Origin of the sequence: Alloalcanivorax sp. C16-1 (assembly GCF_046507805.1) — a bacterium.
Classification (GTDB): Bacteria; Pseudomonadota; Gammaproteobacteria; order Pseudomonadales; family Alcanivoracaceae; genus Alloalcanivorax.
The window spans coordinates 359849-377423 of sequence record NZ_JBKFTK010000003.1 but is presented as its reverse complement, the minus strand read 5'-3'; the positions used below and the strand labels follow the sequence as shown (position 1 = coordinate 377423).

At 65.1% G+C, this 17575-nt stretch carries 15 protein-coding genes; 8 read left to right on the top strand and 7 right to left on the bottom strand.

Annotated elements, in window-relative coordinates; translation table 11 throughout:
• Nucleotides 1-26 precede the first annotated feature (26 nt).
• The 4 genes from ACLD0W_RS12315 to ACLD0W_RS12300 all read right to left on the bottom strand — a co-directional run bounded on the left by ACLD0W_RS12315 (nt 27) and on the right by ACLD0W_RS12300 (nt 4999).
• A complete protein-coding gene (locus ACLD0W_RS12315) occupies nt 27-2417 on the bottom strand; it encodes a TonB-dependent receptor domain-containing protein (RefSeq protein WP_410307778.1) in 2391 nt (796 codons plus the stop codon).
• A gap of 102 nt (nt 2418-2519) precedes the next feature.
• Nucleotides 2520-3455: a FecR family protein gene (locus ACLD0W_RS12310; RefSeq protein ID WP_410307777.1), complete on the bottom strand. Its 936-nt coding sequence runs from the start codon at nt 3453-3455 to the stop codon at nt 2520-2522.
• Between the two features lie 21 nt (nt 3456-3476).
• Nucleotides 3477-3986: an RNA polymerase sigma factor gene (locus ACLD0W_RS12305; protein WP_410307776.1), complete on the bottom strand. Its 510-nt coding sequence runs from the start codon at nt 3984-3986 to the stop codon at nt 3477-3479.
• 32 nt (nt 3987-4018) lie between these two features.
• Nucleotides 4019-4999, bottom strand: a complete 981-nt coding sequence (locus ACLD0W_RS12300) for a formate/nitrite transporter family protein (RefSeq protein ID WP_410307775.1) — start codon at nt 4997-4999, stop codon at nt 4019-4021.
• Between the two features lie 241 nt (nt 5000-5240).
• On the opposite strand from ACLD0W_RS12300, the gene ACLD0W_RS12295 reads away from it, so the two are divergent.
• The gene (locus ACLD0W_RS12295) at nt 5241-6212 is read left to right on the top strand and encodes an OmpA family protein (RefSeq protein ID WP_410307774.1); all 972 of its coding nucleotides are present in this window, start codon (nt 5241-5243) and stop codon (nt 6210-6212) included.
• 25 nt (nt 6213-6237) lie between these two features.
• Here the strand turns inward: ACLD0W_RS12295 and ACLD0W_RS12290 are convergent, their stop codons facing one another.
• From ACLD0W_RS12290 to ACLD0W_RS12280, 3 genes are all read right to left on the bottom strand, one after another.
• Nucleotides 6238-7212 carry an alpha/beta fold hydrolase gene (locus ACLD0W_RS12290; RefSeq protein WP_410307773.1) on the bottom strand — a complete coding sequence of 325 codons (975 nt, stop codon included), beginning with the start codon at nt 7210-7212 and terminating at the stop codon, nt 6238-6240.
• An 18-nt stretch (nt 7213-7230) separates the two neighbouring features.
• Nucleotides 7231-8862 carry a long-chain fatty acid--CoA ligase gene (locus ACLD0W_RS12285; RefSeq protein ID WP_410307772.1) on the bottom strand — a complete coding sequence of 544 codons (1632 nt, stop codon included), beginning with the start codon at nt 8860-8862 and terminating at the stop codon, nt 7231-7233.
• A gap of 508 nt (nt 8863-9370) precedes the next feature.
• Nucleotides 9371-9676, bottom strand: coding sequence for a hypothetical protein (locus ACLD0W_RS12280; protein ID WP_410307771.1), 306 nt, complete (start codon nt 9674-9676; stop codon nt 9371-9373).
• Here ACLD0W_RS12280 and ACLD0W_RS12275 point away from each other — a divergent pair.
• The 7 genes from ACLD0W_RS12275 (at nt 9675) to ACLD0W_RS12245 (ending at nt 17519) form a co-directional block, all read left to right on the top strand.
• A complete protein-coding gene (locus ACLD0W_RS12275; protein WP_410307770.1) occupies nt 9675-10895 on the top strand; it encodes a branched-chain amino acid ABC transporter substrate-binding protein in 1221 nt (406 codons plus the stop codon). The two genes, ACLD0W_RS12280 and ACLD0W_RS12275, sit on opposite strands and share 2 nt — an antisense overlap.
• Before the next feature lie 72 nt (nt 10896-10967).
• Nucleotides 10968-11909 (top strand): branched-chain amino acid ABC transporter permease, encoded by a 942-nt coding sequence (locus ACLD0W_RS12270; protein WP_204429456.1) that lies wholly within the window; start codon nt 10968-10970, stop codon nt 11907-11909.
• The gene (locus ACLD0W_RS12265) at nt 11906-13180 is read left to right on the top strand and encodes a branched-chain amino acid ABC transporter permease (protein ID WP_410307769.1); all 1275 of its coding nucleotides are present in this window, start codon (nt 11906-11908) and stop codon (nt 13178-13180) included. The genes ACLD0W_RS12270 and ACLD0W_RS12265 overlap by 4 nt, the downstream gene beginning before the upstream one ends.
• Nucleotides 13177-13923: an ABC transporter ATP-binding protein gene (locus tag ACLD0W_RS12260; RefSeq protein ID WP_410307768.1), complete on the top strand. Its 747-nt coding sequence runs from the start codon at nt 13177-13179 to the stop codon at nt 13921-13923. Before ACLD0W_RS12265 ends, ACLD0W_RS12260 begins: the two co-directional genes overlap by 4 nt.
• Complete coding sequence (locus ACLD0W_RS12255) at nt 13923-14618, top strand: ABC transporter ATP-binding protein (RefSeq protein WP_410307767.1); 696 nt, start codon at nt 13923-13925, stop codon at nt 14616-14618. The genes ACLD0W_RS12260 and ACLD0W_RS12255 overlap by 1 nt, the downstream gene beginning before the upstream one ends.
• Before the next feature lie 159 nt (nt 14619-14777).
• The gene (locus tag ACLD0W_RS12250; RefSeq protein ID WP_410307766.1) at nt 14778-16001 is read left to right on the top strand and encodes a branched-chain amino acid ABC transporter substrate-binding protein; all 1224 of its coding nucleotides are present in this window, start codon (nt 14778-14780) and stop codon (nt 15999-16001) included.
• Nucleotides 16002-16292: 291 nt separating this feature from the next.
• Nucleotides 16293-17519, top strand: a complete 1227-nt coding sequence (locus ACLD0W_RS12245; RefSeq protein ID WP_410307765.1) for a branched-chain amino acid ABC transporter substrate-binding protein — start codon at nt 16293-16295, stop codon at nt 17517-17519.
• Nucleotides 17520-17575 lie beyond the last annotated feature (56 nt).

Below are 17575 nucleotides of genomic sequence, written 5' to 3'. Positions count from 1 at the left end.
GCAGACTCAGGCGAGCCGCCGTGGCATCAGAAATCCACCTCGTAGCCCAGGGTGTACACGCGCCCGCGACCGGTGAAGTAGAAGTCGTTGCTGGCCCGGCCGGCCTGGGAGTAATAGCTCACGTAGTCCTTGTCGAACAGGTTCTCCACGCCGGCCTTGAGGCGGCCCACCGGCAGACGCTGTACCAGGGAGGCGTCCACAAGCGTGTAGCCGTCGAAGTCCAGGTCGGGCTGGTCGAAGCTGCGATCAAAGTAGTGGTTGAGCTGCACCAGGGAGCGCAGACCGTCGTTCCAGCGCGCGCCCCAGCGGGCGCCGAGCCGGTTGGGGGCCAGGCTGATGCCGCTCAGGGTGGTGTCCACGGTGCCGTCGCCGTCGGTGTCGGATTTGCCCTTCTGATGGGTGTAGGTGAGCCCCAGTTGGTGGGCCTCGGTGGCGCGCCAGTCCAGGGAGGCCTCCACGCCCTTGATCTCCACCTTCTCACGGTTGACCACGTAGACGCCGTTCTCCTCGCTGAGCCGCTCGCCGTAATCGGAATCGGATTCGAAGTAGCTGATCTCGAAGCGGGCCCGTTCACCGTTGAAGCGCAGGCCGGCTTCGCGGTTGTCGGTGACCACCGGCTCCAGCGCCAGCAGGGTGTCCACGTCCTGGCCGGCGGTGTCGATGCCGCGCAGCACGCGGCCCACGTCCGGCATGCCGAAGCCCTCGGAATAGTTGGCGAACAGCTGCACGTCGTCGGCGACCTGATAGGTGGCGCCGATGTTGTAGAGGGTTTCCTCGAAGTCCGGGTCGCCGCCGTCCACCAGCACGGCGCCGTTGGCGGCCACGGTGCGGTAATCGTCCACGTTCAGTTTGGCGTATTCGTGGCGGGCGCCGCCGGAGAGGGCCAGCCGCTCGGTGGGGCGCAGGTCCAGCTGCAGGAAGCCGGCGTAGTTGCGGTACTCGGTTTCCGGCACATAGACCCGGTCGGTAAGCACCAGGCTTTGGCGGGTTTCGTCGCTGAGGGCGTCGAAGCCGGCGGCCAGATCCAGATGGTCATCGAACAGGCCGCGTCGCTTCAGGGTGAACTGGCTGCCCAGTTTCTCGGACTCGTTGCGGGTCTGGTCCAGCAGCGTGCCCGCCGGGGCCAGCGCCGGGTCCTGGAAGGAGCCGGAGCGCAGCGCGCCGAACTGGCCCTCGAAGTCCTGATGATAAATCTGGGCGTCGATCTGGTTACCCAGCCAGTTGCCGTGGCTGTAGCTGGCGCGCAGGGTGGTGACCTTGTTGAACATGGGGTCGCCCTCGGCGCCGCCCTTGGTGGCGGTGGTGGGGATGCCGGCGTCCCGGTCGCCGGGCACCGCCCGGTAGTCGTGGTTGCCTTCCAGCTCGAAGCGGTTGGCGCTGACGGTGATGTTCTGGTTGTCGTCCAGCCAGTAGCCGGCTTTCAGAAACAGGTCGTGGCTGGTGGAGTCCTGGATCTCGCCGGGGTAGGCGAAGCCGATGATGCGGTCGCGGCCGTCGTAGAACAGGCCCCGTTCCTGGCGGCTGGCGGCGGCGACGATGTCCCAGCGTTCGGTCTGGCCGGTGAAGCGGTAGTCCAGCTTATGGCCCAGGCCATTGCTCTGCACATCGTCGTCGGTGGTCAGGCTGACGCCCACATGCTGCTGGAAGCCGGGCTGTTCCGGCCGGCGGGTGACGAAGTTGATGATGCCGCCGGTGGCGCCCAGGCCGTACTCGGCGCTGGCGCCGTGGATCACCTCGATGCGCTCGACCATGCTCAGATCAATGGTGTAGCTGGCGCGGCCGCCGTTGCGCAGCGGGTTGGACTGCGGCACCCCGTCGATCAGAAATTGCGGCGTGCGCCCGCGGAAGGTCTCGCCGGTGTTGGACAGCTTCTGGCGGCTGGGCGAGTAGGAGGGAATCAGGTTGGCCAGCACCGCGCCCGGATCGTCGCTGATCGCCATCTGCTCCTCGATCTGCTGGCGGGAGATCATGGTGATCTTGCGCGGCGATTTGCCGGCCACGGTGTAGCTGCGGGCGGCGGACACCACCACGTCGTCCAGCTGATGGGGCTCGGCGTTGGCGGTGGGCGCGTTGGTCAGGCGCACCGTGAGGCGGCCGCCGTCGTGGCGCTCTGCCCGGTAGTCCAGGCCGCTGCCGGCCAGCAGCGCGCCCAGGCCGGCGCGTACCGAATAGCGCCCGCGCAGAGGCGGGCTCTGGCGGCCCTCCAGGTCGGCGTCACCGACGATCAGGTCGATGCCGGCCTGTTCGGCGAAGCCCAGCAGGGCGGTGCGCAGGGGCTGGGCGGGCAGGTCGTAGGCGCGCTCGGCGACACTGGCCGGCGGCGTGGCCGGGGTCGGGCTCTGGGCCTGCACGGCGGGAGAGACCAGCATCAGGGCAAGCCAGGCGCCGCCCAGACGACGCGAAAAGGTCAGGGACATAACCGTTCAATCCTTAGTCCGGGGAAGCGGACAATGAAAATGAGAAGCGTTGTGTTTGAGGGCTATGACGTCTGGGGTGGCAAAGCGAGTAATTTTTTTTCATCAGTACAGCAGCGTGAGACCGGGCACCTCCAGGGTGCGCAGGCCCAGGCCGTCGGCCAGCGCCGGCACGCCCCGGTCCAGGCTGTCCAGGTGCAGCACGGCGCGCACCGGCGCCTCGGCGCGGGCCCGGTCGAGCAGCACCACCGGCCGGTCGCGGAAGGTATTGATGCGGCTGAGTGCCTGGGCCAGCGGAGTGGCGTCGAACACCAGCACACCGCGGGCCCAGCCGGCGGCCCGGGCCGGGTCCAGGGTCAGCGGGCGGATCCCCGCCCGGTCGCTGAGGCGGGCGCTGTCGCCGCTGGCCAGCAGCCGCTCGCGGCCATCCGCCAGGCGCGCCAGCACCCGATGCTCCAGCACGCCCACGCGCAGCTCTTCCGCGCTCAGGCGCCGGACCCAGAATTGCGTGCCCCGGGCGGTCAGGCGGGCGCCGCCGGCGCGCACCGTGAACGGACGCGGCTCCGCCCCGGTCACCGGCGCGGGATGAAACAGCGCCTCGCCGCGCAGCAGGGTCACGGTGCGGGTGCGGTCGTCGTAGTCCAGACGCAGGGCCGAGTGGCCGGCCAGGGTGACCCGGCTGCCGTCGCTCAGGGTCAGCGTCTCCACCGCCGCGCCGGTGACCCGGTCCGCCCGCGCCTGCCACCACCAGTCCGGCCCGCGCCAGACCAGCACCGCCAACAGCACGCCGGCGGCGGCCAGCCAGGGAGCCACCCGCCGCCGCGCCGGGCGCGGCAGGGGCCGCCGCCGCGCCGGGCGGTGCGCCAGCTCGCCGGCCAGCGCCCATTGCATCTCCACCGCCGCCAGCGCCTCGCCGTGGGCCGGATCCCGGGTCAGCCAGCGTTCCAGGGCTTGCTCCTCGGCGTCACTCAGGGGCCCGTCCTGGCAACGCAGCCACCACTGCACGGCGTCGGCATGTCGGGAAGAGCGGGGCTGGGTCATGGGCGGCGTTCCGTGCGGGGTTCAGTCATCGTCGGTGTGGGTCTGGTCGAGAATATAGCGCATCGCCAGGGCCAGATGTTTTTGCACCGAGCTTACCGACAGGCGCAGTGCCCGGGCCGCCTCGGCATAGGTGTGGCCCTCCACCCGGCACAGCTGGAACACGCGCCGGGAGCGGGCCGGCAGCCGGGCCAGCGCGGCCTGAATGTCGTCCACCTTGCGCTGCGTTTCGTAGAGCGCGTCCGGGCCGGCGCGGTGGTCGAGCAGGCTGTCGATCTCTTCCGGGGCCAGGGTGCCGGTCCGCCAGGTCTCGTGGCGGCGGCGGTGGTCGGTGAGCAGGTGGCCGGCCAGGGTGTACAGATAGGGCAGGGGCCGCTCGATGGGCACGTCGCCGTCGCGGGCCAGCAGCCGGGTGAAGCACTCCTGGGTCAGGTCCGCCGCCAGCTCGGTGTCACCGGTGCGCAGCCAGAGATAGCGCTGGATTTTACGGGTGTACTCCGCGTACAGAGCCGGCGTCGGCGGTTGCGAGGTCATGGGCGGCCATGCGGGGAAACGAACCGCAATTGTTATTGATTCTTATTTTTATGTCCAGGTCCGTGCTGGCGGGCAAAGCCCCAGGCGCCGCGGCGGCCCTGGCGTTGGATGTCCATGTCGTTGCGGATCTGCGCGTGGCTGATCAGCGCGAAGATAAAGGTGCCGCCGGCGATGTTGCCGGCCAGGGTGGGCAGGCCGAAGCGCAGGAAGAAGTCCGCCCAGCTGGTCTCGCCGGCGAACACCAGGTACAGAATCTCGCTGGCGCCGACGATGATGTGGGGGAACTCACCGATGGCCACCGCGTAGGTCATGATCAGAATCACCCAGGCCTTGGCCTGGTCGGCGGAGGGCATCACCCACACCATGGTAGCGATCAGCCAGCCGGCGACGATGCCCTTGGAGAACATTTCGAAGGGTCCGTTCTCCATGACCTTGTGACCCAGGGAGACGAACGAGTCGGCCACCGCCGGGGAGAACATGGGCAGGTGCAGGAAGGTAAAGGCGGCCAGCCCGGCGCCGATGATGTTGCCGGCCAGCACCACGCCCCAAAGTCGCATCAGACACCAGAGGTTGGCCGCGCTGGGGTGGCTCATGAAGGGCAGCACCGCGGTCACCGTGTTTTCGGTGAACAGTTGCTGGCGGGCCAGGATCACGATCAGAAAGCCGAAGGTGTAGCCGATGCTGCCCACCAGAAAGCCGGCGTCGCTGTCCGGCAGGTGCGCGTCCAGCAGCCCGCGGGCCATGAACGAAGCGCTCATGGAAATGCCCGCGGCCACCGCCGACCACAGCAGCGCCATGGCGTCGCGCTCCAGTTCCTTTTCGCCGGACACGCGCAGCCGTTCGTGCACCGCCGCCGCCTTGGAGGGCAGGTAGCGTTCCTGCTTGTCCTCTTCCTTCTCTTCGTCGTGGCCGCCGTCCCGGGCCGCGTCCCGGCGCTCCCGTTCCACCGCGTCTTCCCAGGGGGTGCTTTCTTCGTCGTGCTGTTCAGGCTCTGATGGCTGGTCGCGATTCAAGCTGGCCTCCCGGGGGCAGTGGAGATCGGGCGGCGCCCGATTCTGACCTCCGACTATAAACCCCACGCCGGGGTACGATCATAAAAGGCAGGTAAAATCAGGCGCCGTGCGGCTTCGGGACCGGCCGGGACGTACAGCGGGTTTACACTTTTTCTACACGCCTTCTACACGCTTTCCACAGTCTCGCCCGTGGCCACTGGGCATTATGAACAGCAATTAATTTTATGGAGTGGGACGGGATATGCCCTCGGTAAAGTTCTGTTGTCTGGTGGGGGCCGCGATCGGGGCCGGGCTGGCGGTGTGGACCTCGCCGGTGGCCCACGCCGACGGCGAGCGGGCCGACCCGCGCGGCTGGAACGCGTCCGCCATGGGCGTGTATGTGTTCGAGGACCAGGATCGCAACGACGTGGACTATGGCACCGGGTTGCGCTTCGGCCTGGGCCGCCAGATCGGTGAGCACTGGGATCTGGAATGGCAGGGTTTCGGCAATTCCCTGGAGCGCGACCGGGCGTCCGGCCAGCATTGGCAGTACGGGTTGGGCGCCGATGCCCTGCGTTACCTGTACCGGGAGGGGCCCTCGCCCTATCTGCTGGTGGGCGGCGGCGGCGTCTACACCGATTCCAACCGGGGCACCGACACCAGCGCCTTTCTGAACGCCGGCGCCGGCCTGCATTTCCGGGATGTGTGGGGCAGCATGGGGCTGCGCATGGAGCTGCGCTATGTGCTCGACTTTTCCGACGATGGCAGCGGCAACGAACCCTTCAACGACGTGCGCGCCCTGGTGGGCCTGACCTTCCCGCTGTTCGGTGGCGGCGACTACGAAACGCGCATCATCGAGCGCGAGCGGGTGGTGGTGAAGCCGGTGCCGATGGCGCCGCCGGAAGTGCTGCACGGGGTCAACTTCGAATTCGATTCGGCCCGTCTGACGCCCAACGCCAAGACCGTACTGCGGGAAGTGGCCGAGCGGCTGCAGGCCTACCCGAACAGTGAAGTGGAGATCGGCGGCCACACCGATTCCACCGGTTCGGCGAGCTACAACCAGACCCTGTCGGAGCGGCGCGCCGCCTCGGTGCGTGATTTTCTGATCGACCAGGGCGTCGACCCGGGCCGCCTGACGGCGGTGGGCTACGGCGCCAGCCGTCCGGTGGACGATAATCGCACCGAACAGGGCCGGGAGCGCAACCGCCGCATCGAAATGCGGCGGATGAACTGACGCGAAGCCCCGCGACGGCGCCCGGTCAGCCGGCGTCGTCGACCTGGCGCAGAAAGCGCCCCAGGTGCTCGTTGACGGTGTCGGCGGCTTCCATCTGCACCCAATGGCCGATGTCGTCCAGCATCACCACGTCGGTGAGATCGTCCATCAGCTCCGGCATCCGCTTGAGCGCGCGGCCGGCGAACTGGATCACCGGGTCTTCCTTGCCGGCCAGAAAAAACGCCGGCGGGTGAATGCGCTCGCGGCCGTCCGCCCGCTGCTGTTCCCAGGACAGGTCCATGGCCCGGTACCAGTTGATCGGCCCGGTCATGCCGCTGCGTTCAAAGCTGTCCACGTAGACATCCAGATCCGCTTCCGTCATCCAGGACGGCTGCGCGCCCTGTGGCCGCTGCAGAATGTCGAGCATGCCGGTGGCGTTGCCGTGGGTGCGGTGTTTTTCCTTCATGCCCGGGCCGGACAGGGCGTGGTAAATGCGCCGCAGAAAGTCCCGCGGGTCCGCTTCCAGTTCCCGCTCCGGCACCTCCGGCTGCTGAAAGTAGAGCTGGTAGAAGAAGCGGTCACCGAAGGCGGCGCGCATCTGCTCGGTGGGCGCCTTGGGGCCGATGCCCGGGTAGGGCACCGACAGCCCCGCCACCGCCACCACCCGGTCCGGCGCCTGGCGCGCCACCTGCCAGGCCAGCGCGCAGCCCCAGTCGTGGCCGACCACCCGCGCCCGGGGCGCGCCGAAGGCATCGAGAATGCCCAGCACGTCGCTGACCAGCACGTCCTGACGATAGGCGTCCACTTCCTTGGGGGCGGCGCTGCGACCGTAGCCGCGCAGGTCCGGCGCCAGCACGTGGAAGCCCTGGTCGGCCAGATAGGGCATTTGATAACGCCAGGAATAGCCGCACTCGGGAAAGCCGTGCAGCAGAATCACCGGCGGCGCCGACCGGTCGCCGGCGCTGCGTACCAGAAAGTCCAGGCCGTTGGCCTGCACCCGTTGTTCCTTGATATCCAACATTGATCGTCCTTTTTTCACTTAGCCGGCGTCGGCCAGATGGGTGCCGAAGCGGTCCCGCAGATGGCGTTTGGAAACCTTGCCGGTGGCGGTGTGGGGCAGCTCGTCCACGAACAGCACGTCGTCGGGCAACTGCCATTTGGCGATTTCTCCGGCCATGTGATCAAGCAGCGCCTTTTTGTCGGGCTCACTGCCCGGGCGCGGCACCACGATCAACAGCGGTCGCTCGTCCCACTTCGGATGGGGCACGCCGATCACCGCGCACTCGGCCACGTCCGGGTGCGCGGCGGCCAGGTTCTCCAGGTCGATGGAGCTGATCCACTCGCCGCCGGATTTGATCAGGTCCTTGGCCCGGTCGACGATGTGCAGGGTGCCGTCCTCGGTGAGCGAGGCCATGTCGCCGGTGGCGAACCAGCCGTCCTTATCGAACGCCTTGGCGGTGGCTTCTTCATTGTTGAAGTAGGCGCTGATCACGGTGGGGCCTTTCACATACAGCTCGCCCACCGCCTGGCCGTCCTGGGGCACCTCGCGGCCATTGTCGTCGACCAGCTTCATGCGCACGCCGAACAGCCGGCGGCCGGCGCTGCTCTTGATGTCCAGCCGCTCTTCCAGGGGCAGCTGGTCCTCGCCTTCCACCAGGATGCCCATGCTGCCGGTGGGGTTCATTTCAGTCATGCCCCAGCCCTGCATGGCCTCGATGCCGTAGTCGTTCTCGAAGGCGCGCAGCATGCTGCGCGGCGGTGCCGACCCGCCGATCAGTACCTGGCGCAGGCGACCGGGTTTGCGGCCGCGCTGCTTCATCTCGGTGAGCAGGCCCATCCACACGGTGGGCACGCCCCAGGCGCCGGTCACGTCTTCCCGGTCCATCAGATCAAACAGGCTGGCGCCGTCCAGGGCGGCGCCCGGCATGATCAGCGAGCAGCCGGTGAGCGGCGCGGCATAGGGCAGCCCCCAGGCGTTGACGTGGAACATGGGCACCACCGGCAGAATCCGGTCGCCGACCCGGAACACGCCGTTGGAGCCGGCCAGGGCGAACAGCGCCTGCAGCAGGCAGGAGCGGTGCGAGTAGAGCGCGCCCTTGGGATTGCCGGTGGTGCCGGAGGTGTAGCACAGCGCGCAGGCGGTGTTTTCGTCCAGCGTGGGCCAGTCATAGTGCTGCGGCTGGCCGTCCAGCAGTTCTTCATAGCAGAGCAGGTCGTCGCCGTCCGGCATGTGGCCCCGGTCGGTCATGGCCACATAGCGGGTATGCGCCGGAAACTGGCCGCGCAGGCCGGTGATCAGCGGCGTAAAGGTGGTATCGAAGAAGATCAGGGTATCGTCGGCGTGATTGACGATGTAGGCCATCTGATCCGCCGGCAGCCGCGGGTTGATGGTATGGCAGACGGCGCCGATGCCGGCGATGGCGTAGTACAGCTCCAGGTGCCGGTAGGTGTTCCAGGCGATGGTGGCGACCCGGTCGCCGGGCTTCACGCCCTGGGCCACCAGGGCGTGGGCCAGTTGCGCCACGCGGCGGCGGGTCTGCCGATAGTTCTGACGGTGCACACCGCCTTCCACGGTGGCGGACACCACCTCCGCCTTGGGGTGCACCTGGGCGCCGTAATCGAGCACGTCCATCAGGGTCAGCGGTGCGTCCATCATCAGACCATTGAGCATGGTTCTCTCCCGAAATGAATCTGTTTGTTTTTTTAAACGTCTGTTTTGAAAATCATCGTGGAGCAATTCATACCGGCGCGCCTGAGAAGGGTCAAGGCGGTTCGGGAAAATTTCACACGCGGTGTTACCTGGGGTAACAGCGTGCGGGGATGACAACGAAACAGCATCGCCGTTAAGGCAACAAAGCGCCATTTTTTTTGCCCCGAAAACGCGCGCCGAACGGGCCCCGGGGCGCGCTCCGGAAAGACACCGCCGGGCGCGAAAGCCGATTTTTCGCGGCCGTCGGGCGGTCAAAGGGGCGGGACGGTGCGCTGGCGTGATTGTCCGGTTGCCCGTCGCAATCGAACATTGCCGTGCCGGGCCGGCGCGTTCATGCTGAAAGCAGCACCACGCTTGGGATAGCGGTGAATTTAAGGAGTACCGGCTTGACCTAAGTGGGGCTTTCCAGGGGCACTTTCCGACCGCGCCGGGAGGCGTCGGGAAAGACCGGAAATGTCACTGGACAGGATTATTTTCGTGCGCACATACTAAAAAGTATGTCGCAACCTCCGGCGCCGTCGCGAATATCGTCGGCCCGGTTTTTGATGACGACCCCTGTTTTTATGACGGAAGGGGTGCGCAAATAAAAACAAACCATGCGCATGCGGAAAAAATGAGAAAGCGGGCGCCGGGTCGAGCAAACCGGTTCCCGCGAAAACGGTAAACAAAACGCATCAAGGTGTGCCGCCCCCGGGCGACCGCCAAGGTGAAATGCCGGTCCGCTTCGTGACACTCGGGCGCCCGGCAGAACAACAACAATCGTGGAGAGCGTCATGTTGAAATCCTTTTTCACTCTTATCGCTGCCTCGTTGCTGCTGGTGCAAACCGCCGGCGCCGCCGAGACCGTGAAACTTGCCCTGATCGATCCGCTCACCGGCCCCATGGCCGGCGCCGGCCAGCCGGCCCTGGAGCACCTGAAGTTTGAAGCCAAACGCATCAACGCCAACGGCGGCATCGCCGGCAAACAGCTGGAAATCGTCGGCCTGGACAACAAGGTGAACCCGCAGGAAAGCCTGGTCCAGCTGCAGAAAGCCATCGACGACGGCATCCAGTACGTGACCCAGGGCAACGGCTCCTCCGTGGCCTCCGCCCTGATCGGCGCCGTTGAAAAGCACAACCAGCGCAATCCCGGCAAGGAAGTGCTGTATCTGAACTACGCGGCGGTGGACCCGTCCTTCACCAACGAGCGCTGCTCCTTCTGGCATTTCCGGTTCGACGCCAACGCGGACATGAAAATGAACGCGCTGACCAACTACATCGCGGAGAACAAGGACGTCAAGAAGGTGTACCTGATCAACCAGGACTACAGCTTCGGCCACGCGGTTTCCGAAGCGGCGCGCAAGATGCTGAAAGAGAAGCGCCCTGACATCGAAATCGTGGGTAACGACTTCCACCCGCTGGCCAAGGTCAAGGACTTCACTCCCTACATCTCCAAAATCCAGTCCTCCGGCGCCGACGCGGTGATCACCGGTAACTGGGGCCAGGACATCACCCTGCTGGTGAAAGCCGCCGCCGAGTTCGGTCTGGACGCACCGTTCTACACCTACTACGGCGCCAGCGCCGGCGTGGTCACCCAGCTGGGCGACAAGGGCGTGGACCGTATCTACCAGATCAACGAGTACTACGGTGACTTCGATGACGAGGAAATGGCCAAGCGTCAGGTGGACATGTACAAGGAAACCGGCTGGGACTTCTACTACCTGCGTCTGAGCACCATGCTCGACATGTTCAAGAAAGCCGCTGACAAGGCCGGCTCCACCGATCCGGTGGCGGTCGCCAAGGCGATGGAAGGGCTGAGCCTGGAAACCACCACCGGTGAAGTGGTCATGCGTGCCGAGGATCACCAGATCCAACTGCCGATGTTCATCTCCGTGATGCAGGACGACATGGAGTATGGCGCCGAAGGCACCGACTACAACTTCCACAAGGTGGCACGCATCGACCGTGATGACGTGACCCTGCCCACCACCTGTCGCATGCGCCGTCCCAAGTAACGACGGCCCCGCGACCCTCCGTGATCGTGCAGTAGGGGCAGCGGCGAAAGCCGCTGCTCCGGGAGCCTTGTCATGCTCGAACTTGTGATTTTTTCGACCCTGAACGGTGTTTTGTACGGCCTGTTGCTGTTCATGCTGTCCAGTGGTCTGACCCTGATCTTCTCGATGATGGGCGTGCTCAACTTTGCCCATGCCAGCTTCTACATGCTGGGTGCGTATTTCGCCTATACCCTGGGCATGTACACCGGCTTCTGGCCGGCCCTGATTCTCGCACCGCTGCTGGTGGGCGCGCTCGGTTCCCTGGTGGAGCGGTTCGGCCTGCGTCGCGTGCACGCCAATGGCCACGTGGCGGAGTTGCTGTTCACCTTCGGCCTGGCCTATGTCATCGACGAACTGGTGCAGATGGTGTGGGGCACGGTGGCGGTGGCCTACCGCGAACCGTCCTATATGCGCGAGCCGCTGTTCACGCTGTTCGGCACCGATTATTCGATTTTCCGTGGCGTGGTGATTCTGATCTCCATCCTGATGTTCATCGCGCTCTGGTACCTGCTCAAGAAAACCCGCGTCGGCATGATGATCCGCGCCGCCCTGACCCACGGTGAAATGGTCGGCCATCTGGGCCACAACGTGCCGCGGCTGTTCATGGGCGTGTTCGGCTTCGGCTGTGCGCTGGCGGCACTGGCCGGCGTGATCGGCGGGCCGCTGCTGGCCACCGAGCCGGGCATGGCCGCCACCCTTGGACCGATCGTGTTCGTGGTGGTGGTGGTCGGCGGCATGGGCTCGCTGCAGGGCGCCTTCTATGCGTCGCTGCTGATCGGCCTGCTGCAGACCTTCTTCGTCGCCATCGACGCCTCCCTGGCGGACGTGTTCAACGCTCTGGGCGCCAACCTGGATCCCTATGGCGAGGTGGGCCGCATTTCCCTGGCCACTCTGGCGCCCATGACGCCGTTCATCCTGCTGGTACTGATCCTGATCTTCCGGCCCCGCGGTCTGATGGGGGAACTTGAACCATGAGCCAGGACATTATCGCACCCATGCAACGTACAAAATCCCGCACCTCCCTGCGCGGTCTGGTGGCCTGGGTGGTATTCGCCGCGGTGTTGCTGCTGTTGCCGGTCTTCTTCCACGGCAACAGCACCGCCTTCACTCTGCTCAACGTGATCGGTATCAATATCGTGTTCGCGTTGTCCTACAACATGCTGCTTGGTCAGGGCGGCATGCTGTCCTTCGGCCATGCGGTGTTCTTCGGTCTCGGCAGCTACGCCGCCATGCACGCCATGATCGCCATCGACGAGGCGTCCTATGCCGGCGAGGGCTTCTGGGCCCATGTGCCGGTGGTGGGCATGCCGCTGGTGGGCATGATCGCCGGCGGCCTGGTGGCGCTGGTGCTGGGCTGGCCGTTCTGCCGCCGCGCCGGTACCGCCTTCGCCATGATCACCCTGGGGCTGGGTGAAATGGTGGCCGCCGCCGGTCAGATGTTCCCGTCCCTGTTCGGCGGCGAGGCCGGTATCTACGGCAACCGCATGGTCGGGCCGCAGTGGTTCGGTCTGGAGCTGGCGCAGTCCTCGGACGTGTACTGGTTCATCGCCTTCTGGACCTTCGTCGGTGTGTTCGCCATGTGGGCCTTTACCCGCACGCCGCTGGGACGCATGTCCAACGCGGTGCGCGATAACCCGGACCGTCTGCAGTTCATCGGCTACCCGCCGCGCAACGTGCGCTTCATGATCTTTATCGCCGCGGGGTCCTTCGGTGGCCTGGCCGGCGGCATGGCGGCGGTCAACTACGAGATCATCACCCCGGAAGCCCTGGGCCTGATCCCCTCCGGTCTGGCCCTGCTGATGGCCGCGGTGGGCGGGCTCGGCGTGTTCTACGGTCCCATCGTGGGCGCCGTGGTGGTGACCCTGATGAACTCCATGCTCAGCGACTACACCGACGCCTCGATCCTGTACGTGGGGCTGGTGTTCCTGGCCATCGTGATGTTCGCGCCGCGCGGTCTGGGCGGTGGTATCGAGCAGGTGCGGGTGGCCTGGCGGGACGGCGATCTGGGCCAGCGCCTGCCGGGCTGGTTGAGCGGCACCCTGGCGGTGGGTCTGATCATCGTCGGCCTGGTGGTGCTGATTGAACTGGCGTTCCAGGCCACCCATGGCAGTGACGAGTTCGCCCATGTGTTCGGCGTGGACTTCGACGCCGCGGGTCCCTGGGGCTGGCTCACCGTGGTGGTGCTGCTGGTGGCCGGCGGCCTGATCAAGCGGGCCACCAACAAGCTGCGGGAGGACCAGGCATGAGCGCATTGTCGATCAAGGGGCTGACCAAGAATTTCGGCCCGGCGGAAGTGATCTGCGGCGTCGACCTGGACGTGGCGGAGAACGAAGTACACGCGGTGATCGGCCCCAACGGGGCCGGCAAATCCACTTTCTTCAACCTGCTCTCCGGGGCGTTCGCGCCCACCAGCGGGGAAATCTACCTGCACGGCGAGAAGATCAACGGGCTGAGCCCGGACAAGATTCAGCAGCGCGGGCTGTCCCGGTCGTTCCAGGTCAGCAACGTGTTCGGCAATTTGTCGGTGTTCGAGAACCTGCGCTGCGCCTGCTTCAAGCGGGCCAACGCGGGCTATGTGTTCTGGCGGCCGGCGGGTCGGGTGCGCGAGGCCAATCGGCGCGCCGAGGAAGTGCTGGACATGATCGGCCTGCAGGCGCTGCGCGACGTGCCGGCCGGGGCCTTGCCCTACGCCAGCCAGCGCGCTCTGGAAATCGGCATGACCATTGCCTGCGACGCCAAGGTGGTGCTGCTCGACGAGCCCACCGCCGGCATGAGCAACACCGAAACCACCCAGGCGATCAATCTGATCCGTCAGGTGGCGGAGGGCCGCACGCTGATGATCGTGGAGCACGATATGGGCGTGGTGTTCGAGCTGGCCGACCGCATTTCGGTGCTGGTCTACGGCAAGATCATCGCCACCGGCACGCCGGAGGAAATCCGCAACGATCCGCGGGTGAAGGAAGCGTATCTCGGCGAGGAGGCGGCGTGATGCTGGAAGTCAACGATTTACACGCTTACTACGGGAAGAGCCACATCCTCAACGGGGTCAACTTTTCCATGAAGGAAGGCGAAGTGGTGGCGCTGCTGGGCCGCAACGGCGTGGGCCGCTCTACCACCGTCAAGGCGATCATGGGCGAAGTGCCGCCGCAGGGTTCGATCCGTTTTCGTGGTGAGGAGATCGCCGGTCTGCCCAACCATCGCATCGCCCGCAAGGGGCTGGGGTATGTGCCGGAAAACCGGGACATCTTTCCGACCCTGTCGGTGCGTCAGAACCTGGAGCTCGGCATCAAGAACACCCGCCGGCCGGGTAAGTGGAAGGTGGAACAGTTTCTGGAGATGTTCCCCAACCTGGCCCAGCGGGCGGATTCGCCGGCCGGTGTGCTGTCCGGCGGTGAGAAGCAGATGCTGACCATCAGCCGCACGCTGATGGGCGACCCGGAGCTGATCATGATCGACGAGCCCACCGAAGGGCTGGCGCCGTTGATCGTCAAGCAGATCGGCGAGCTGATTTCGGAGATCGCCCGGGCCGGGGTGTCGATCCTGCTGGTGGAACAGAAGCTGTCCATCGCCATGGACATTTCCCATCGCGTGCTGGTGATGGGCCATGGGCAGATCGTGTTCGAAGGGACGCCCCAGGAGTTGCGCGCGGATGAGGCGACCCGCAAGGAGTGGCTGGAGGTATAGAGAGGTTTTGGTTCCATCGTCAATGGGCTGGCCCGCTTCGGCGGGCCTTTTTTATGCCTCCGGCGGCCCCGGCCGGCGTCCTGTTCACGCTCAGGCGACGGCGGCGACGCCACCCTGGACATTGCAAAGAGTACTCAGAACAACAATCAGGAGAGCCCCATGTTGAAAGCGATTTTATCCACGCTCACCACCACCGTTTTGCTGGTCGGCACGGTCAGTGCGGACACCGTCCGTATTGCCCTGATCGATCCGCTCACCGGACCCATGGCCGCCGCCGGCCAGTCGGCGCTGGACCATCTCAATTTTCACGCCGAGACCATCAATGCCAATGGCGGCATCAATGGCGATAAGATCGAAATCGTCGGCATGGACAACAAGGTCAACCCCCAGGAAAGCCTGGTCCAGTTCCAGAAAGCCGTGGATGACGGCATTCGCTATGTGACCCAGGGCATGGGGTCGTCCGTGGGCTCCGCCTTGCTGACCGCGGTGAACAAACACAACGCCCGCAACCCGGGCAAGGAAGTGCTCTACCTGAACATGGCGGCGGTGGACCCGGCCTTCACCAACGAGCGCTGTTCGTTCTGGCATTTCCGTTTCGATGCCCATGTGGACATGAAAATGAACGCCATGACCAGCTGGATTCAGGGGCGTGACGACATCAAGAAGGTCTACCTGATCAACCAGGACTACAGCTTCGGGCGGGCGGTGGCCGAGGCCGCCACCAGAATGCTCAAGGAGAAGCGCCCGGACATTGAAATCGTCGGACAGGATTTCCATCCGTTGGCCAAGGTGAAGGACTTCACGCCCTATGTGTCCAAGATCCAGTCTTCCGGCGCCGACGCGGTGATCACCGGCAACTGGGGTCAGGACATCACCCTGCTGGTCAAGGCCGCCGCGGACTACGGCGTGGATTTGCCGTTCCTGACGTACTACGGCGCCATGGCCGGGGTGGTGACCCAGGTCGGCGAAGCCGGGGTGGACCGCATCTATCAGGTCAACGAGTACTACGGTGATTTTGACGACCCGGACATGGCCAGCCAGCAAGTGGCCATGTATGAGCAAACCGGTTGGGACTACTACTGGCTGCGTTTGTCCACCATGCTCGACATGCTGCAGAAAGCCGCCGGAAAAGCGGGCAGCACGGATCCGGTGAAGGTGGCGTTCGCCATGGAGGGGCTCGACGTGGAGACACCCACCGGTAAAGTGGTGATGCGCAAGGAAGACCATCAGATGCAGCTGCCTCTGTTCATCTCCGTGCTCAAGGACGATATGAAGTACGGCGCCGAAGGCACCGATTTCAATTTCCACGAGATCGCGGAAATCAGCCGCGACGAAGTGTCTTTGCCGACCACCTGCAAGATGCGCCGGCCGGACCAGGCCTGATCGCCGGGCACGGCGCCGCCGTCACCGACCCGGCGCCGGCCGGGTGTTACCAGAAGTAACCTTTGGCGGCGGCGGTGCCGGGTCGGTATGGGCCGGTGCCCCCTTCCGGGGCGCGCCGGACCTCCCCAGGGTATTGATTCCAAAGGGTTTATAGTGCCGCGCGGTGAACAGTGTGGACAGTCGCGTTCTCTGAATTTTATTATCTCACACGTGAGTGAATGAGTGACGAGGGCTTCACGGTCGTCCGATTCGCTCCGTCTGAGCGATAAAATAACAACCTTGGAGAGCACCATGCTGAAAGCCGTTTTCAAGCTGTTCGCCGTTTCCCTGTGTCTGCTGTCGGGCCTGGTCCGGGCGGCGGAGGCGGAGCCGGTTCGCTTCGCGCTGATCGATCCGCTCACCGGCCCCATGTCGGTGGTCGGGCAGCCGGCGCTGGCGCAGCTGCAGTTCACCGCCGAACGTCTTAACAAAGAAGGCGGTATGGACGGCCATCCGATCGAAATCGTCGGCTACGACAACAAGATCAATCCCCAGGAAAGCCTGGTGCAATTGCAGAAGGCGATTGACGACGGCATCCGTTACATCATCCAGGGCAACGGGTCCTCGGTGGGCTCGGCGCTGCTGAGCGCCATCAACAAGCACAACCAGCGCAACCCGGATGACCGGGTGCTGTACCTGAACTACGCGGCCATCGAGCCGTCGTTCACCAACGAGCGCTGCTCGTTCTGGCATTTCCGTTTCGATTCCCATGTGGACATGAAGATGAACATGCTCACCGACTGGATCGCGGAGAATCAGGACATCAAGAAAGTGTTCCTGATCAACCAGGATTACAGCTTCGGGCACACCGTTTCCGAGTCCGCCATGCGCATGCTCAAGGAGAAGCGTCCGGACATCGAGATCGTCGGCAACACCTTCCACCCGCTGGGCAAGGTGAAGGATTTCTCCCCTTATATCTCCAAGATCAAATCCTCCGACGCGGACGTGGTGATCACCGGTAACTGGGGCCAGGACATCAACCTGCTGATCAAATCCGCCGCCGAGTACGGCGTGGACGTCCCCTTCCTGACCTACTACGGCAGCACCCCGGGCACCATCACCCAGGTGGGCGACAAGGGCGTGGACCGGGTCTACCTGATCGCCGAGTACCACGGTGATTTCACCGATCCGAAGATCGCCGAGCGCCAGGTGGCTCTCTACAAGGAAAAAGGCTGGGATTACTACCCGCGCGTGGCCGCCATGCTGGAGATGATGAAAGCCGCCGGCGACAAGGCCGACAGCATCGAGCCGCTGGCCGTGGCGAAAACGCTGGAAGGGCTTGAGTACGATTCCGCCGGCGGCCACCTGACCATGCGGGCGGAAGACCACCAGCTGCAGATGCCGCTGTACCTGTCCGTGCTCAAGGACAATATGAAGTACGGCGCCGAAGGCACCGATTACAACTTCCATCAGGTCGCCCGCTTCGACGCCGACCAGGCAACCCTGCCCACCACCTGCCGCATGCGGCGTCCGGACTGACACCAAGACGAAACCGTTCCGAGGATAACTAGGGGCGGCGGCGATCCGCCGCCCCG

Coding starts and splice junctions, on each gene's coding strand:
- ACLD0W_RS12255 (WP_410307767.1), top strand. CDS start 13,923: ATGCTGGAAGTCAACGATTTACACGCTTACTACGGGAAGAGCCACATC.
- ACLD0W_RS12305 (WP_410307776.1), bottom strand. CDS start 3,986: ATGACCTCGCAACCGCCGACGCCGGCTCTGTACGCGGAGTACACCCGT.
- ACLD0W_RS12310 (WP_410307777.1), bottom strand. CDS start 3,455: ATGACCCAGCCCCGCTCTTCCCGACATGCCGACGCCGTGCAGTGGTGG.
- ACLD0W_RS12280 (WP_410307771.1), bottom strand. CDS start 9,676: ATGACGCTCTCCACGATTGTTGTTGTTCTGCCGGGCGCCCGAGTGTCA.
- ACLD0W_RS12315 (WP_410307778.1), bottom strand. CDS start 2,417: ATGTCCCTGACCTTTTCGCGTCGTCTGGGCGGCGCCTGGCTTGCCCTG.
- ACLD0W_RS12290 (WP_410307773.1), bottom strand. CDS start 7,212: ATGTTGGATATCAAGGAACAACGGGTGCAGGCCAACGGCCTGGACTTT.
- ACLD0W_RS12250 (WP_410307766.1), top strand. CDS start 14,778: ATGTTGAAAGCGATTTTATCCACGCTCACCACCACCGTTTTGCTGGTC.
- ACLD0W_RS12245 (WP_410307765.1), top strand. CDS start 16,293: ATGCTGAAAGCCGTTTTCAAGCTGTTCGCCGTTTCCCTGTGTCTGCTG.
- ACLD0W_RS12270 (WP_204429456.1), top strand. CDS start 10,968: ATGCTCGAACTTGTGATTTTTTCGACCCTGAACGGTGTTTTGTACGGC.
- ACLD0W_RS12265 (WP_410307769.1), top strand. CDS start 11,906: ATGAGCCAGGACATTATCGCACCCATGCAACGTACAAAATCCCGCACC.
- ACLD0W_RS12285 (WP_410307772.1), bottom strand. CDS start 8,862: ATGCTCAATGGTCTGATGATGGACGCACCGCTGACCCTGATGGACGTG.
- ACLD0W_RS12275 (WP_410307770.1), top strand. CDS start 9,675: ATGTTGAAATCCTTTTTCACTCTTATCGCTGCCTCGTTGCTGCTGGTG.
- ACLD0W_RS12295 (WP_410307774.1), top strand. CDS start 5,241: ATGCCCTCGGTAAAGTTCTGTTGTCTGGTGGGGGCCGCGATCGGGGCC.
- ACLD0W_RS12260 (WP_410307768.1), top strand. CDS start 13,177: ATGAGCGCATTGTCGATCAAGGGGCTGACCAAGAATTTCGGCCCGGCG.